The organism is Bradyrhizobium sp. CCBAU 11361 (assembly GCF_028128935.1).
Classification (GTDB): Bacteria; Pseudomonadota; Alphaproteobacteria; order Rhizobiales; family Xanthobacteraceae; genus Bradyrhizobium; species Bradyrhizobium niftali.
Map to the genome: position 1 here is coordinate 1 of NZ_LBJZ01000200.1, position 14,952 is coordinate 14,952.

Here is a 14,952-nt window from a genome sequence, read left to right on the forward strand (position 1 = left end):
ACAGATGGCAGCATCCGACTACGTGCCGATCTTCTTCAAAAATCGCTTGCATCTCGCGGGGCGTCCACAGATGAGTAGACGCCCTAGTCAGGTGAATCTATAGTTCGCCACATAAGGTCTGCTGGGCTTTGTGGCAGAAGCGTTTGACGGAAGCCAAGATCTGGTCTGCGGACTTGGTCCATTTGAAGGGCTTGGGGGGGGGGGGGGGGGGGGGGGGGGGGGGGGGGGGGGGGGGGGGGGGGGGGGGGGGGGGGGGGGGGGGGGGGGGGGGGGGGGGGGGGGGGGGGGGGGGGGGGGGGGGGGGGGGGGGGGGGGGGGGGGGGGGGGGGGGGGGGGGGGGGGGGGGGGGGGGGGGGGGGGGGGGGGGGGGGGGGGGGGGGGGGGGGGGGGGGGGGGGGGGGGGGGGGGGGGGGGGGGGGGGGGGGGGGTTGTTGCGCAGTTCGATGAAGGTACGGATGTCGGCCTCGAGCTGCCTGACCGAGGTGTGAACACCTCGCTGGATCTGCTTTCTGGTGAGTTCAGCGAACCAGCGCTCGATCTGATTGATCCATGACGCGGAAGTCGGCGTGAAGTGGACATGATAGTGCGGCCGGCGAGCAAGCCACGCTTTGATCTTGGGTGTCTTGTGGGTGAGGTGCAGCTCACACCTCCCGGCGCTTGACATGGCCACTATGAATTGAGGAGGGGCGAGAATGGTCCTGATAGGACTTGGCGCTCTCCTTGTTCTCGGCCGAATCTTGTACATGACACACGCTACTATTTGGCGGGGATCGCTTAGTCGGCCCGCTGGCGATACACTGGAGCCGACGCGGCGCGGCGCGGTATTCTTGGGGGTCGGAGCGAACTGGCCGGGCATTCTCCTTGTGGCAATCGGCGCCGTTCTGTTTGGTGCTGGGGGCCGGCCTCTAGCCTCAGCCACCCGCCGAACTGTCGCCCTGCATGGCAAGTTGGTATCGGCGCTTCAGCCGATGGCTCGTGGTTGTAGCGGCGTACTGGAGCCGATCGAGGTCCGCACCGTCTTTGGCAATCACGAGCAGTCGCCAATTCAGGCCGTCAGGTTCCACGTCGCCGTGTTCAATCTCGACGGAGATAACGAGCTCCCCGCCGGGGACGTGCCGGATCTCCTGAAGAGCGATCAGTTCGAGATCGGCCTTGGACACCAACTTTCTTGCCACCGGTCTCCTCCCGGCCGGCCTAACGCAGCCTCAATCGCTCGACGACTGCTGATTAAGTTTGCTTGCAACCGACCGCTGTAACCTTCGTTCCTAAGCTGGAGCAGGACCAAACGCGTCGAGGTGCCGCATGAGCAAGGATACTTCCCTCAAACCAGACGACTTCCCCGTGGAGGTCGACGATCAAAAGTTGAAAACACAGAAGGGTAAGCCGGTCGCAACTGCCGAGACAGAGGAGCTCGCCGACCAGCTCGCCGAACGGCTCAACGAGCATGCGTACCAAGAAGAGCACGATCGCTGGTCCGCTTGAGAAGTAAGCGCCACCCCGCGTTGAGCGGCAGCTCCGTTGACATGCCCTTAGCGGACCTTCGAGGCGGTCCCCGCTCGTGCTGGCCCCTTGAGCGCTCCGTGTCGGCCCAGACAACACTGGTCAACTATTTTTTGGAAAGCATTTCGCGAACAATCGACATTTGAACACGCCTCTCCGCCGAAAAGGCCCAGTCTCGATCGCAACCTCCCGGCCCAAGGAGCGGAGCGGCGGTCGCGGATGCGACCGCCCCAGATTGGGCGAAGACGTGGCGCCCCGGGCGGTCTTTCCTCAGATCGCGCGCCGTTGCCTGCCAACCACGAGGCCATAGACAAACAGCACGACGATCGCGCCCACCACGGCGCCGATCAACCCTGCGCCTTCGCCAGAACGATACCAGCCAAGGGCTTGCCCAAGGTAACTCGCAACGAAGGCACCGACGATCCCGAGAATGGTCGTTAGGATGAACCCGGATGGTTCGTTGTCCCCCGGCATGATGAACTTGGCTATTACACCGGCGATGAAGCCAATTATGATGGTCCCAATAATGCTCATTCTTCATTCCTCTCAATAAAGCGACGCGGCGGCAGTTCACGATTATGGGCTCGGTAAGCGTCCCTCCGGCGTGTATTTGTCGACTGCTGAGGGGAGCTCCCGGGATAACCTGACGAGAATCTCCTCTTGAGAAAGCCCGGTCTCCAGTTCAAGTTTTTCCAACACGTCTGGGCCGATTGCTTCCCTCAGTTGCGGAGGCGAAATGTCCTTATTGGGCCCCGTGCTGATCCAGGACTGGGCTACATCACCGCGACCATTTTGGTTGAATTTCTCCAGCAACTCGCCGATCCCTCCTTGAAGCAATCCGCCGACTCCGGCCCCGCTGAGCATGCCCGTAAGATTGCTGAGCAGCCCACCAAGCGGCTGTTGGGAACCAGGAGGTTCTAGCGACCCCGCTCCGGGGCCCTTTAGCAACTCCGCCAGCTTGTCTCGATTCTGATATCCGGCAATGGCGAGCAGTCCTAAAAGCGCAGTCATGGACGGCATTCCGCGGGTCATCTTGCAACTCCGTGAAAGGGTTAGACAGCTCGAACTCTGACGCATCGGTTCTGTTCCTAGGCACGCGTACGCAGCCTGCCGCCAGAAGCCCTAGGCCGCTAAGAGGCCGCCGCTCATATGGATCTTGCTGCGGTCAGGCTGAACCCGCTTGCCGAAGGCATTCATCTTACCTCTCCCTCCTGGAGGCAAACGTCAATCCACTCCCGTGAAAACAGGAGCCCACGCAGGCCAAGTGGCTTTCCGGTGGTTTGAAAGTAATTTCAGCAATCGGAACGATGCCAGTTCAGTCCCCCTTCGGAATTGGCCATCTTCCCGCTTTCAGATAAGCGATCGAGCGCGCGAAATAGAGCACGGCACCTCATCGCTCGCGTTGGCGCCCAATCATCATCAGTAGGCCGCCGATTTGCGGCAGGAGCGATAGCAGTATCAGCCGAAGCATGCCGAAGTCCTCGGATGTCGGCCGGAAAGTGCCGCGAGAGAGCCACGCGATCAGCTTGGTAGCGGCTTCCGTTTGAGGATCAGCCGTGCGGGCCACAGACGCCACCGCATTGTCGAGAGCCTGGCGTCGCTCCACGACCGCCGCCTCACGTTCGCGGCAGAACTTCCCCACACCGCCTTTGCACTCCCGATCTCGGGCCGTTACGGCATCTGAGAGCCCGGCCTGCGCCGCCGTTACGGCCGGCGTGACGCGTGACGCACGCGCAAGCGTCACGTCACTGACGTTCGTTGATGCAAAGCCAAGACCCGCTGTAACGGCGAAAACGAACGTAACCAGCCAGAGCACCCACCCGACAAGCGAGGCGGTCCTTCGGCCGGTCTGCCAGAGGCTGGCGGCACACGACGGCATACCAAGGGCAACCAGATCAGCGGCGACGCCGATGGCGAGAAACAGCCCGCCGGCGAGGTCGCTGGAGCCTAGCGAATGCGCGAACCATCCGTTGATCGCTACGCCGACACCGGCGAGGGTGAGAGCGGCGGCGTTGAGCAGGATCGGAGCGAACTGGCGTCGTGACGGTGTGACGTGATGCTCTTGGGGATGCGGCGTCACGGCCGCCGGCGGGACGGGCGCCGTGACGCGGGGCAGTTCAGGCGGCGTGACGTCGTGCCGAGGCGTGACGGCCAGTTGCGCGATAGGCGCGGGCTCCGGTTCGGCGGGAGGTGGCAGCTCGGCATTGGCGGGCACAGACTTCGCCTTCCGCTTTCTCTCGCGGTAGGCTTTCGCGCGCTGCGCCGCGGTCATTGCTTTCGGAGCCGCTTGGCGAAGCGAGATCACGGCGGCGGAGCTATCGGGGGCCATTCGGACCGGTCCTGGTGTTTGGATTTGTCGATTTGCGCGGGTTTGTCGGTATGACTTCGACGCCGGGGGCTACTTTGCAGATGGTGGGTTCGGCGATGCGGGGTACTTCGATTTTGAATCGCCACGCGCTGTAACTTTTTCACTGAGCCCCCGCGCAGCGCACCAGCGTCTCTTTGAATTGAGGTTGCACCGACCACACATCGAAGCCTTCCTTGGGGAAGCTTCCGCGGCCGACCTCAATCTCGGCGGCGCAGCTGCAAACGGACGTCGCCGTCAGCCCTGCCCTCGCGATCTTCTCGAGCGCTCCGCTTTGCAGGACTGCCCCCACGCAGGCGTCTGTGAGCCGGCGAACGACGGCACCGAGCTTCTCGTTCGCTGCGGCATGGCCGCACCAAGGGCCACCGACGAGGGCGAGCAGCAAAACAAATCCGATTGCGGTCCTATTCCTCATCGCGCGCCCTCCTCGCCTCCGTCGAAGCGTGCAGCGCCTGGCACGGCCTCGCAACTGAGGGAGTGCTCTCTGGTCTCTGCAATCCCGCCGCTCACGCGTGCTCCGCATGTCGCATCTGCTCAGCGAGCGCCCGCACGGCGGTGATGAAATACTCTCGTCCCACCTTGAGCGTCATCCAGCGAATGGCGGCGCGCTCGCGGTCCGTTCCGGGTAACTTTCGAAATCGGGATTTGCCCATGTGGTTCTTGAGCGAAAAGCGCGAGATCCCAAGGTGGTCGCAGATGAGCTCGACGGTCAGGACTGGTTCGGCGGCCAGCGGGCGGTGCGGTGGAAGAGTGCGCGCGAGGATGGGGCGGCCTTCATTCTCCGCAGGCCAGAAGCGCACGTCCCCGGCGGCGGTCCGGACGTGCAGCGGTGCCGCAGGGAACGGCGCTGCGGTGGGGTCGCGGCGGTCGGTGCCGAAGATGTCGGAGACGATCGACGGCGCCCTGGGCAGGCGCAGGATTAGCGGAGGGTAGGTTTTAGCGGAGAGTGGCCCGCCCGCCTCGCCGATCGGCTCGAAGAGATCAAGGGCTTTGCCGAGCCGATCCGACCATGCCTTTGCACCATCCGGATGCAAAGCCTGATCGACCGCCACTAGGTGCGAACGCCTCGACCCCGCAATCTTGTACCGGTACAGCGACCAAAGTCCGACCTGCCGTAACGTGCCCTCCAGCCTTATAAGAATATCTCTATAAGGGAGAAGGGCACCTTTCGCCGCCAGCACCGCATCGACCGCCTCGCGCGACGCCATTTCGGTCGGATTTTTCTCGAACCAGCGGCGGACGGCCGTAGAAGTGGGGTAGAGGTCCGCCAAAGTCGCCTGCTTGCCTTCCCAACTGGTTGGCCAAAACCCGCGCGCCACGAGGAGATGGGCCGGGGAGGTCTCCAACCACTCCTCAAAGGTCCCCGTGCTGTCGACCGTGATGTCGACAGGAACTCCCGCCACGATCTCAATGATCAATGGCCGGTCTAGCCCACGGCGCACCGGCCGCGCACGGTGCACGGCTTGGGTGACCTCGGCGTCCCGAATTTGCTCCAGGATCGCGTCAGCCCGTCGGTCTGGATGGTACGGCTGTTCGACAGAGGCGACCGCGTTGCCCGGGCTTCGCAATGCGACGACGCGGTCGGGGTAGAAACCCGCCCCGATCGACGCGGTCGGATGTCGCCCGAATTCCACCCTCGCCGCTCGCTCAACCTCACCAGCCTGCGGTTCCGTGCGCGAAATCAGGATCTCGCGCAGGCAGTCCTCGAGGTTGTTCATCCCTCGAATGTTGCCGTAGTGGTTCAGGATCAAATTCGGAGGTCGCGTCTTCCACACCCTCCACGTTTGTTCCAGGTACTCCTCGAGGCCCTTTGGCGCGATAACGCCAGTCCTTCCGCCGGCCTTGCGGTCTTCGGCGGCTTTCACTTCGATCGCGCGCATGATCCTTTGCGCATAGGTCTCTTGGGAAGATCGTTTCTCCGGGCTCTTGTCGCCACCGGCGCCAGGCACCACCCGCCCATAGCTCACGGCCTGGTCGACGATCTGATGCACCGTCACCCCTTCACCGCGCTCCACGCGGATGTCCGCCACCAATTCGAAGCGGGGGAGCCAACTCGAGACGACGGTTTCGTTGAGCGTTGCGTCCAGGTGAAGAACGGGTCGCTTGAGCCAATCCGGATGCGGCCGCGCCGGCGTCGCGATACGGATCACCTCCGCGTCGCCCGCCAACAGCTTCATGCGCGCCGAAGTGGGTTCTTCGCTCTCGAGGAGCTCGCCAAGGTTCCGCCAGAACGTCTGTCGGATGCGCACCTGTCCGTTTGCGATTGCGACGGGCTCGATTATCGCCTGGATCGTGTCGTCGTCCGCGCGGGGGTCGAACGTCTTGGCGACGCGAGCATAGCCGTATGCTTCACCGGCGCTGAGAGCCGCGCAAGCGGCTTCACTGAGCCCTTCGGCCTCGAACGGCTCCCGCGGCACATAGCTGCCGGGCGCAACCCGCTCCGCGGCGGCCTGTGCCCGCCGCAACCACCCTTCAAGGCGCGCATGTTCCTTCCGAGGTGCGGAGAAGTCGGAGAGCGGCAAGTCATCCTCGCGAGCCCCGCTCAGGGTCAGAGCCTCGTCGACGATCAGGGCGTCTGCATCTTTCATCGAGCCTTGGGGTTTCGTCGCAAGCGCAGCATGCGTCGTCACCCACACGCGGGGCACCAGGTCGGCTTGTTGCCGGTATCCGCAATCGCTGCGGAAGGGGCAGAGGCCTCGGCTTGGAGAGCCGCAGACGTCGTTTATCGAACCGGAGGACTTCACGACCGCTTTGACCAGCTCGCCGCGCCGGCAGAGCTTCACTCCAGGGCGCGACGGATCCTCCCGATCAATGCCGCGCCATGTGGCCGCCAGCGTTTCGCCCGCGAGCCGGTTGATGTCGGCTTCAATCTCTTCGGCTTTGGAATGCGTCGGCACAGCGTAAACAACGCTCCGGCCAGTTTCTTGAACGTAGCGCACGATCCGTTCGATCGCAGCGTGCGTCTTGCCCGCGCCAGGCGTTATCCGGATGCCCCATTGCGCGTAGTCCGGCGGCGTCGGTTCGATGTCGGGCGCAAAAAGGCTATCGGGGTCGATTTCACCGAATTCTACTTCGGCCGAAGGCTCTCGCCGCCCCGCGCGTTGCTCCTCAAGGGCGTCTTCATACGCTTCGCCGTCGGCGAGCCCCTTCGGTACGGCCTCGCCGAAGAAGCGCGCCACGGCCGCGTCCAGGGCCGGCCGGGCGTCAGCAAGCGGCATTCCCCGGTCCGGCCAAGGACACGACGCCCGGGCGCGCCGCTCCTCTTCAGCCTGCTCCGACGCACGCTGTTGCCCTCTCACAGAATCGATCAGCGAATCGATGCGGGCTAGTTCCGTTCGACGATACGCTGGCGGGTGGACAGACTCGTCCCAATCTGCGGCGGCGACTTGCTCCGTCAACATCCGCTTCAACTTCTCGGCGCTCGCGCTTGAACCGTACCGGCGCCAGTAAACCGCAACGCAATGCTTCAAAGCGCCGTGGCAGCCGGCGCCCCCTTCGTGGTCTCCGATCGCCGCCAGGCACTCCGAGAACGTCGCCCCGACGGGCCCACCCGGCGCGGCCAAGGCCGCATTCCGTTCAACAGGGCGCGCGTCGTCGAAGCGCGGGACGACGACAGTGTCCGAGGTGCCTCCGATCAGACCGGACCGTGCGCATCGGCCGGCCAGTGGATCTTGAGCGCCAACCTCAACGATCGGCGCTGCCACATAGATCGGCTGAGCCGTGGTGAACACGGCTGGATCGACGGGATATTCCCGAAACCAGGCTTTTGCCGCCTTCCCGGGCTCCGGGACCTTCTGCCCAAGCCACAGTTTGAGCTCCGTCTCTCCGAGCGGACGATCTAGCCAAAAGCCGAGCCGGATATGCAGGCCGGGCTTGATGCCTGCACTGCTAGTGTACTGATACCAACAGGTGACGTCGTGAAAGCACGGGGGCAGCTTGGCGCGCACTAGCTTCACTGTGTCAGCGGGACTGGCTAGCGGATCGAAAACCCCGGGCAGTGCGACGCCGTCGACATCGAACAAGATCCATCGGCGGGGCTCTTCGACCAAAGTTGCCGGCTCACCATCCTTGGGAAACTTGCGGCGCAACATCCGCTCTCGATCTGTGCCGGGCGCGATCGTCCCGCGGACAACGCACTTGCGCGGATCAACTGAAATCTTATCGAGAAGGCCGGCGAAATCGCGGATGCCGGAAACGCTGAATTCCTCGCCCCTGTAGAATTTGACGTTTTGCTGAGTGCGCGTCTCAATGCCGCCGGCGCTACCTTTGACGATCGTCTTTGCCAGCGGTCGGCTGAGCGACGTTAGAACGGTCACGGTGTCGCTCATCAGGCGCGCCCGTCGGCGAGATTTACGACCGCGAATTTATGGCACGAAAGTAGCTTCGGCTTGAGGTATTCCACCCAGGCGTCAACATCCATCTCTCGGCAACGAAACACGCATTGCCTCGGAGCCAACACACGATGTGCCTCCCCCTCTGCAATGCCGACTCGCCGGTTGACGCAAACTAGAACGGCGTCACTGACAGATAGAGCCCACAGGATCGCGGCGCGCTTATACTGATCAGGCAAAGACGGCCCGAAAGGCGCGGAAAACTCAATTTCAGCGCGCCGTAAACCAGAGGCGCATCGATCAAAGACCTTCGAATATAGGCGCTGCGTGTGCGCCGTTACTCTGGAGCCTGGCACCACGTAGAGAATGACGCTTCCAACATGCTCGTCGAGCTCGCCGGCTTGCAGCCCGGGGGGCGGCAAGTACTCCTTCAGGAAGGTCCCGGCGTTGCGCCACAGGTCGCGGTAAGGCGCGTGATAGTTTCCTTCAGCGCTGGACCAGACATGTTCTGGAAAACCTGCGCTCGACGTGGTATCGATTGCTCTCACTGAAAGACTTCCATCGGCCCTCGTTCAGCGCTGGACACGCTGTGCGGGGGCCGAACTGCATTCGAGCTCTCCCGCTGAGGACCGTTACAGGGTCAAAGGGCTTGGCCAAATGATCGATGAGAGAATGCAACATGTAGGCCGGCGGTGCGGGCAGCGTTCAGGCCCTAGGCCGCAACGCCTGCGAATTCGAGGATCGAACCCACGGTGTACGCAACACGGCGTGCGCCGATCTTTTTGGCTTTCGGTCCTTCGCCACGGGAGCGCCAGCGCTCAAGCGTGCGTTCGCTCAGCAGCAGAACTTCCGCGGCTTCGCTCTCTCGCAACAGTGTTTCGGGGTCCAGGCGAGCAATTGCGCCCAAGGTCAGCTTGCCCGCAAGCGCTTCAGAACGGCTCTGCGCCGGGGCGGCGTCGGTGTTCATAGTGCCACATCCTCCTTAATCGGGAATATGGCGTCAGAATCCCACGCAAAACCAAAAACGTCACCTCGCTAAAATCGACAAAATCGACAAAAAGCCACTGACAAGGGGACTTTCGAGCGAGGACTTTTCGTTCACGCGGTCGCGGCGAGATCAGTCACTCTAGAATCGTCGACGACTCGCGCCACGTATTTGGCCCACCGATCCCCGGCCTCTACACGCTCTTTCCATCGCGGTTCGCGATCGTACGTCTCCAGGAGCTCTTCGCGCGTGTGATTCAACATCATCTCGGCGATCTCCTCTTCCACGCCCGCGGCGGAGAGGCCCGATCGGAACGTGCGACGACAGTCGTGCAGGTGGAATTTCACGCCACACTTCTTCACTAGATCGGGCTGGCGCTTCGACCACCCCGTCATGCGCTTACCGCCGGCCCCAGCGAAAACGTAGTCGCTCTTCGCCCACTTCTTTTGGCGCTGCAAGATCGCTAGCGCGAAGGACGGCAGCGGAACGCGATGCTCTCGGCCGTTCTTCGTTTGCGGCCCCGGGATGGTCCAAATACCCTTCATGAAGTCGACGTCGGATCGTTTCATCAAGGCGGTTTCTTTCCGCCGTTGTCCAAGCAGCAACAGGATCCGCACATAGTCGCCGTAGGGCGCTGAAACAGCGCTACAACCGCGCCAGATCAACTTGATCTCGGCTTCCGGAATCGCCCTTCCCGTCCTTGACGTGAATTGAGCGCGCGTCTTGCGATCGCGGCGCCATCCGCCCAGGGGGTTCGCGTGCAGCAAGCCGCGATTGACACACCAGTTTAGAAACGTCGCGGCTTTCGAGCGCAGATCTTGCGCGGCCCCCGGCTTCTTCCGCTCCTCGAGCTTGGCGACCTGATTCGCAACCGACTGCCGGTCTATCGTCTGCACGTCGACCTTTCCCAGCGGCCCCAGCAATTCCCGCCGGAGCAGAGAGACGATGTGCACCGTGTTGACGACGTGCCGGCTCTTGAGGTGCTCTTCGTATGCATCAATGGCGCGGTCCAAGCGCGCAGCGTCGCGGCGCAGGGCTTCCTTCCGCTGGCTTTGAGGGTCTACGCCGCCGGCAATCTGGCCGGCATACTTGCGCGCGGCCGTCCTGGCATCGGCCAGCCGTACGGAGCCGACCTCACCCAGGGTCATGCGCCGTTGCGGCGCCTTTCGTCCGCCGCCGCCGGCCCGGTACAGCAAAATGAAAAGCTTCCGGCCCGACGGCCAACACCGCACGCCAAACCCGCGCAGCTCCGAATCCCAAAGGACCACTTCGCGGCCTTCCTCCGGCTTGAGCGCTTTGATGCGCTCCTCCGTGAGGTTCACGCGGTTCTGCATTTTCCTCGCCCCTTTCGACCGGAATCACCGCGGAAGCACGGATTTGCGGGCTCGCGCGGGATCACTCGGGCTAGTGTCTCATGGAAGCTACTGATTGCCCAGCACTTTCGGGAAGGCGCGGGCTTGCGCGGAATCACGCGGAGCTCGGGCACACTTTTGGTAATGGAGAGGTCGACAGTTCAATCCTGTCTGGCAGCACCATCCACCTCCATCAAGAAACTGCTTGTTTCGCTGGGGAATTTGACGCGTTTGCGCAGCCGGCGATGCCGCAACGAACTCAGCCATTTCGGATATTTCAGCTAGAACAAAACAGGAAGCGTTGTGTCAGCTGACACAAAATTGGCACAGCCGCTCGCTGTCCAATCGGTGCCAATTTCTTCGCCGCTGCGCTTCGATCGGACTTGCGATGTGCGGAGACGTCGCGCGTAACGATGATTGCGCTACGCTTTTCGGTAAGCTCAACGCGAGGCGCTCTTCCGTCGATGAAGCCCAGCGTCCGCATGCGATACTGTTTTCGAGTTCGCTGAGTTGTTCGCCGCGTGAATTGAGCAGGCTCGTCGAAGTTAAGCCGCCGATGACACAGAAAGCTTCGACCACTGACTACCTTTGCGGGCTCGCCGCAGCCCTCAGATTCGTAGTCTGGTCAAAATCATTGAAATTGCTGGGTTTTGTTACCGTAACGCGAGGCTCAATCCGTCAAAAACACGCAATTTCAGCCTTGTCGCTTGGGCGTGGGCGTGAATTTCTCTGGTTCGAGATAGCCTTCCGCGATCAGCTTCGCCTGGATTCGCTCGGCGTCCGCGGGTGGCAAGCCTAGCTCCGCCTCGATAACGCTGGACGTCATGCGTCGAATATTCCGGACTGGCAGGCTATCCTTCCATTCAACTTCGATCTCACGCTCAAGAAAATTCTTGAGCATTTCGCGCGCTTCCCGCGCATCGAGCTCCGCGATCTTCTCTGGCAGATCCATTCCCAGCCGACCTCAATCGTATTCGACCATTACTTCCTGCAGCCCGTCACGGCGTTCTGAAACCTGTAGCACTGTTCGTGAACCTCAAGCGAGGATATGCCGGCAAAGGCGGGGAACGCCTTCCCCTGCGCCCGAGCCCTGGGTCTCGGTCGACCCTTTCTGCGGGGAGAACCGCTCCGCACTGTCGATCGGTACGCGGCAAACACGCATTCGTGGACAGGGACGTTGTGCGGATCGCCGTCGTTCATCGTCAGAAAGGGCACGCCATCGCGCTCGTTCTCAAACGCGTAGGCGTAGGTTGGAGCGCCCGGTATTATGGGATGAGGCCATTCGCCCGATAGGTAGCGATGATCTCATCGTAGGCCGAGACATCGCCGCGTGTATGGGCGATCAGCTGTGCGCCTTGGACTGCTGCATAGATAGCCCTTGCTTGACGCTGGATTTCCTCGGGTTTGGCGGAGCCCTGCATAGCCAGCACCTTGGCAAGCCAACGCTCGTTCATGTCGCCATATTTTACAACCTCGGATCGAACGTCCTCAGGGAGTGCGTTGCGCTCGGCTCCCAACATTCCGGCAAGGCACAAGCGATTGTCGGCTCGTAAGGTGTCAGCAAAGACATCAGTGTAGCGTTCCATGCATGTTTTGAGGTCAAGACCCTGCATCAGCAGCTCGTCGAGCCGGGCAGTGTAGAAAGCCGTGTAGCGGTTCACTAACGCCGCACTCAGCTCACCTTTTGTCTCGAAATAATAATGGATGCTCGCGCTTTTGATGCCGACATCTTTGGCCAGCTCACGAAAGCTGAGCCCGCTATAGCCCAAATTCTGCACGGTCAGCCGCGCCGCCTCCATGATCCGCTCTTTCGTATCGGTCGCCACCACAATCTCCTTTTTTCTACCTGACGACAGATAGGCATTGACATCAATGAATGGAAGGCCTACTCGTCTGTCATTCCCACCTACCTGATGTCAGGTAGTTTGGCAAACAAAAGGAAGCAGCACGATGTCGGCCAAACTTACCCTCGTCACTTCGCCCTCCGCTTTTCCGAACCCGCAGCGCCTCCGTCTCTTCATGCACGAGAAGGGCATTGCTGATCAGATCCAAGAGCGCGTTTACAACATGAGCCCCGTTGGCGAGCAGCGGCAGTGGCCACATTCGAAGATGAACCCATGGGGCGAAACGCCAACGCTTCAGCTCGCGGATGGCAGCTACCTTGCTGAGACCGACGCTATTGCTCGCTATCTCGACCTGTCGATGCCCGGCCGCAAGATCATGGGTGAGACCGCTCTGGATCAGGGCCTCGATACGATGTGGGGCAACCGCATTTGGGTGCATATCCTTTATCGTATCGTCACGGCATTCCACGTCCTGCATCAGGGTCTCGGCCCGAAGCTTGAGCTGACCACCAATCACGCCTGGGGTGAGCACTGCCGCAAGGAAGCACTGGCTCATGCGAGCCTGGTCAACCAGCACCTGTCGGATGGTCGTGAATGGATGCTCGGCGGCGATGCGCCGACGTTATCGGACATGACAATGGCAGTCGCCATTGCCTTCTCCAAATTCCCCGTGAACGCAACGCCGCTTGATGAGCGGTTCGAGCACATCGATGCGTTCTGGAAGCGCTGGCAGGCTCGGCCGTCGTTCCAGGCCGCTTACGCCGACCGTCAAAGCGGCGTCGTGGAAATCGACGAGCGCTGATCGTCTACGGGATCGGCAGCCACGATCACCGTTCGATCCCGTTCTCCTGAACTCATCACCGTTTCAACCTAAAGCATCAATCACGGAGATTATCATGCCTTTCGCACGTATCGATCTAATCGAAGGAAAAGCTCCCGAATACCGCGCCGCTGTGGCCGACATCGTCTACAGGGGCATTGTAGATGTCTTAAAGGCGCCGGATGGTGATCGCTTCATCGTTATCAACGAGCATACTGCCGACAACCTGATCTATGATCCCAACTTTCTTGGGTTTAATCGTTCGGCTAATTTTCTCCTGATCCAGGTGACGAGCACGGTCGGTAACGACAAGAACTCCAAGTTGGCTTTCTTCCGGTTTATTGCTGATCAGCTGAAAGCAAAGTTGTCAGTGCGGCCTGACGACATCATGATCAACATGGTCTACGTCGATCGCTCCGACTGGTCATTCGGCAACGGCGACCCTTGGAACTAACGAATTGACTTAATCGAGGAAATTCAGGGCCGCTTTCAGTGGCCCTTTTTCTATTCGCCAGCTGAACACCACCGGAACTCAACGGTCACGTCAATCTCGCAAAGCTTCAACTAATGCTCACGCGGCTCATACATCTCGTCCAGATCTGGAAGTCTGCCATTGATCGCCCGGAGGAGTGCGAGATAACCGGCACAGCAGGCAACCCCGCCTATGTGCCGCCACTTGTATCCGCTTTCCCGACGCTCGTCTGAGATGTCTTTCGCAGACACGAATTGCTCGGCCTCGACGTGAGTGCAGAAGCGTGAGGCCCCGGGCCTGGGCGATCGAACTGGTGATCCGAAGTGATGTCGCTCGGACCTCATCGCCCCACGCGCGATCATCAACTTTAATTCGGCGACACGGCCTTGGTCGTTGCTGTCGATGGAGGCGCACATGGCAGAGAGCAAATTACCTATCACGAAGCCTTCGTGCTCACGATGGGGCCGACAGCATTCGTCCGTGGGAACCGTGGGTCCCGAGGACGCTTGGCTGACTGCCCCTGTGTGTACCGAAAACTCAAACCCGGCCGTAGTGGTGGTGAAGTCCACCCAGGATGGCGCGTGAACTGATCACGCCGGTTCGCTGAACCGGGCGAGAAACCGGCGCATCTCTGTTCAAGGATCGATGCGTTCTGACGTAATTGTAATAGTCGGCGTAGGATTTCAGGACCCGACGCAAGTGCATCTCGCCCAAGACAATGATGTGGTCCACACACTCGCGCCGGATCGATCCGATTAGCCGTTCGGCAAATCCATTCTGCCAAGGCGAGGCTGGTGCGGTGGGCTTGTCCCGAATGCCCATGGCGCGCAATCGGCGCGTGACGACGCTGCCATAGATCCGATCCCGATCGCGGATGAGGTAGCGCGGAGCCTCATCCCAAGGAAATGCCTCCGTGATTTGACGGGCAACCCATTCGGCCGTCGGATTTGCTGTGACGTTGATCCAGACGAGTTCTCTGCGGTCGAGCCGCACGATGACAAAGGCATAGAGCAGGTCGAAACTGATACTTGGAACAACGAACAAGTCCATGGCGGCAATGTCTGGCGCGTGGTTGCGCAAAAAGGTCCGCCATCCCTGGCTCGGCGGCCCGTGCTCACATCGATGGGGAATGGGTCGACGTCCCCGGGGATGCCGTTGTAACAGAGCCAAATCGTGCGGGGCGGACGATGGTTTGGTGTTTCTGGTTGGACGGGCACCCTCAAGTTATTTGCTTCATGCCGGGGAGCATGACCTAGAGATTTCCATGGTTCAACGACGAGATC

The 14,952-nt window shown here is 61.3% G+C and carries 15 protein-coding genes, 1 tRNA gene and 1 pseudogene; 4 read left to right on the forward strand and 13 right to left on the reverse strand.

Annotation, left to right across the window (positions count from 1 at the left end):
* Positions 1 to 415 precede the first annotated feature (415 nt).
* Positions 416 to 637: pseudogene (locus XI08_RS43450) on the reverse strand (IS630 family transposase); the annotation flags it as partial.
* Between the two features lie 274 nt (positions 638 to 911).
* Positions 912 to 1,160: a hypothetical protein gene (locus tag XI08_RS43455; RefSeq protein ID WP_271579132.1), complete on the reverse strand. Its 249-nt coding sequence runs from the start codon at positions 1,158 to 1,160 to the stop codon at positions 912 to 914.
* A gap of 142 nt (positions 1,161 to 1,302) precedes the next feature.
* On the opposite strand from XI08_RS43455, the gene XI08_RS43460 reads away from it, so the two are divergent.
* On the forward strand, positions 1,303 to 1,482 hold the full coding sequence (locus tag XI08_RS43460) for a hypothetical protein (RefSeq protein WP_271579133.1): 180 nt from the start codon (positions 1,303 to 1,305) through the stop codon (positions 1,480 to 1,482).
* Positions 1,483 to 1,770: 288 nt separating this feature from the next.
* Here XI08_RS43460 and XI08_RS43465 read toward each other — a convergent pair whose 3' ends face one another.
* From XI08_RS43465 to XI08_RS43500, 8 genes are all read right to left on the reverse strand, one after another.
* Positions 1,771 to 2,034 carry a GlsB/YeaQ/YmgE family stress response membrane protein gene (locus XI08_RS43465; protein ID WP_271579134.1) on the reverse strand — a complete coding sequence of 88 codons (264 nt, stop codon included), beginning with the start codon at positions 2,032 to 2,034 and terminating at the stop codon, positions 1,771 to 1,773.
* A gap of 42 nt (positions 2,035 to 2,076) precedes the next feature.
* Entirely contained in the window at positions 2,077 to 2,532 is a 456-nt protein-coding gene (locus tag XI08_RS43470) for a YidB family protein (RefSeq protein ID WP_271579135.1), read from the reverse strand.
* Positions 2,533 to 2,890: 358 nt separating this feature from the next.
* A complete protein-coding gene (locus tag XI08_RS43475; RefSeq protein WP_271579136.1) occupies positions 2,891 to 3,829 on the reverse strand; it encodes a hypothetical protein in 939 nt (312 codons plus the stop codon).
* A 139-nt stretch (positions 3,830 to 3,968) separates the two neighbouring features.
* Entirely contained in the window at positions 3,969 to 4,250 is a 282-nt protein-coding gene (locus XI08_RS43480) for a hypothetical protein (RefSeq protein WP_271579137.1), read from the reverse strand.
* Between the two features lie 121 nt (positions 4,251 to 4,371).
* On the reverse strand, positions 4,372 to 8,193 hold the full coding sequence (locus XI08_RS43485; RefSeq protein WP_271579138.1) for a hypothetical protein: 3,822 nt from the start codon (positions 8,191 to 8,193) through the stop codon (positions 4,372 to 4,374).
* A complete protein-coding gene (locus tag XI08_RS43490; RefSeq protein WP_271579139.1) occupies positions 8,193 to 8,744 on the reverse strand; it encodes a hypothetical protein in 552 nt (183 codons plus the stop codon). Before XI08_RS43490 ends, XI08_RS43485 begins: the two co-directional genes overlap by 1 nt.
* 164 nt (positions 8,745 to 8,908) lie before the next feature.
* Positions 8,909 to 9,163 carry a helix-turn-helix transcriptional regulator gene (locus XI08_RS43495; protein ID WP_271579140.1) on the reverse strand — a complete coding sequence of 85 codons (255 nt, stop codon included), beginning with the start codon at positions 9,161 to 9,163 and terminating at the stop codon, positions 8,909 to 8,911.
* A 131-nt stretch (positions 9,164 to 9,294) separates the two neighbouring features.
* Positions 9,295 to 10,515, reverse strand: coding sequence for a tyrosine-type recombinase/integrase (locus XI08_RS43500; protein ID WP_271579141.1), 1,221 nt, complete (start codon positions 10,513 to 10,515; stop codon positions 9,295 to 9,297).
* 86 nt (positions 10,516 to 10,601) lie between these two features.
* Here XI08_RS43500 and XI08_RS43505 point away from each other — a divergent pair.
* Positions 10,602 to 10,716 (forward strand) — tRNA-Thr (locus tag XI08_RS43505).
* Positions 10,717 to 11,227: 511 nt separating this feature from the next.
* Here XI08_RS43505 and XI08_RS43510 read toward each other — a convergent pair.
* Together XI08_RS43510 and XI08_RS43515 are read right to left on the reverse strand one after the other, a co-directional pair.
* On the reverse strand, positions 11,228 to 11,485 hold the full coding sequence (locus tag XI08_RS43510; protein ID WP_271579142.1) for a hypothetical protein: 258 nt from the start codon (positions 11,483 to 11,485) through the stop codon (positions 11,228 to 11,230).
* A gap of 313 nt (positions 11,486 to 11,798) precedes the next feature.
* On the reverse strand, positions 11,799 to 12,359 hold the full coding sequence (locus tag XI08_RS43515; protein WP_271579143.1) for a TetR/AcrR family transcriptional regulator: 561 nt from the start codon (positions 12,357 to 12,359) through the stop codon (positions 11,799 to 11,801).
* 124 nt (positions 12,360 to 12,483) lie between these two features.
* Between XI08_RS43515 and XI08_RS43520 the strand changes: the two genes are divergently transcribed.
* Positions 12,484 to 13,179 carry a glutathione S-transferase family protein gene (locus XI08_RS43520; protein WP_271579144.1) on the forward strand — a complete coding sequence of 232 codons (696 nt, stop codon included), beginning with the start codon at positions 12,484 to 12,486 and terminating at the stop codon, positions 13,177 to 13,179.
* A gap of 94 nt (positions 13,180 to 13,273) precedes the next feature.
* A complete protein-coding gene (locus XI08_RS43525; RefSeq protein ID WP_271579145.1) occupies positions 13,274 to 13,651 on the forward strand; it encodes a tautomerase family protein in 378 nt (125 codons plus the stop codon).
* A 555-nt stretch (positions 13,652 to 14,206) separates the two neighbouring features.
* Here XI08_RS43525 and XI08_RS43530 read toward each other — a convergent pair.
* Positions 14,207 to 14,719, reverse strand: coding sequence for an integrase core domain-containing protein (locus XI08_RS43530; protein WP_271579146.1), 513 nt, complete (start codon positions 14,717 to 14,719; stop codon positions 14,207 to 14,209).
* Positions 14,720 to 14,952: the final 233 nt, after the last annotated feature.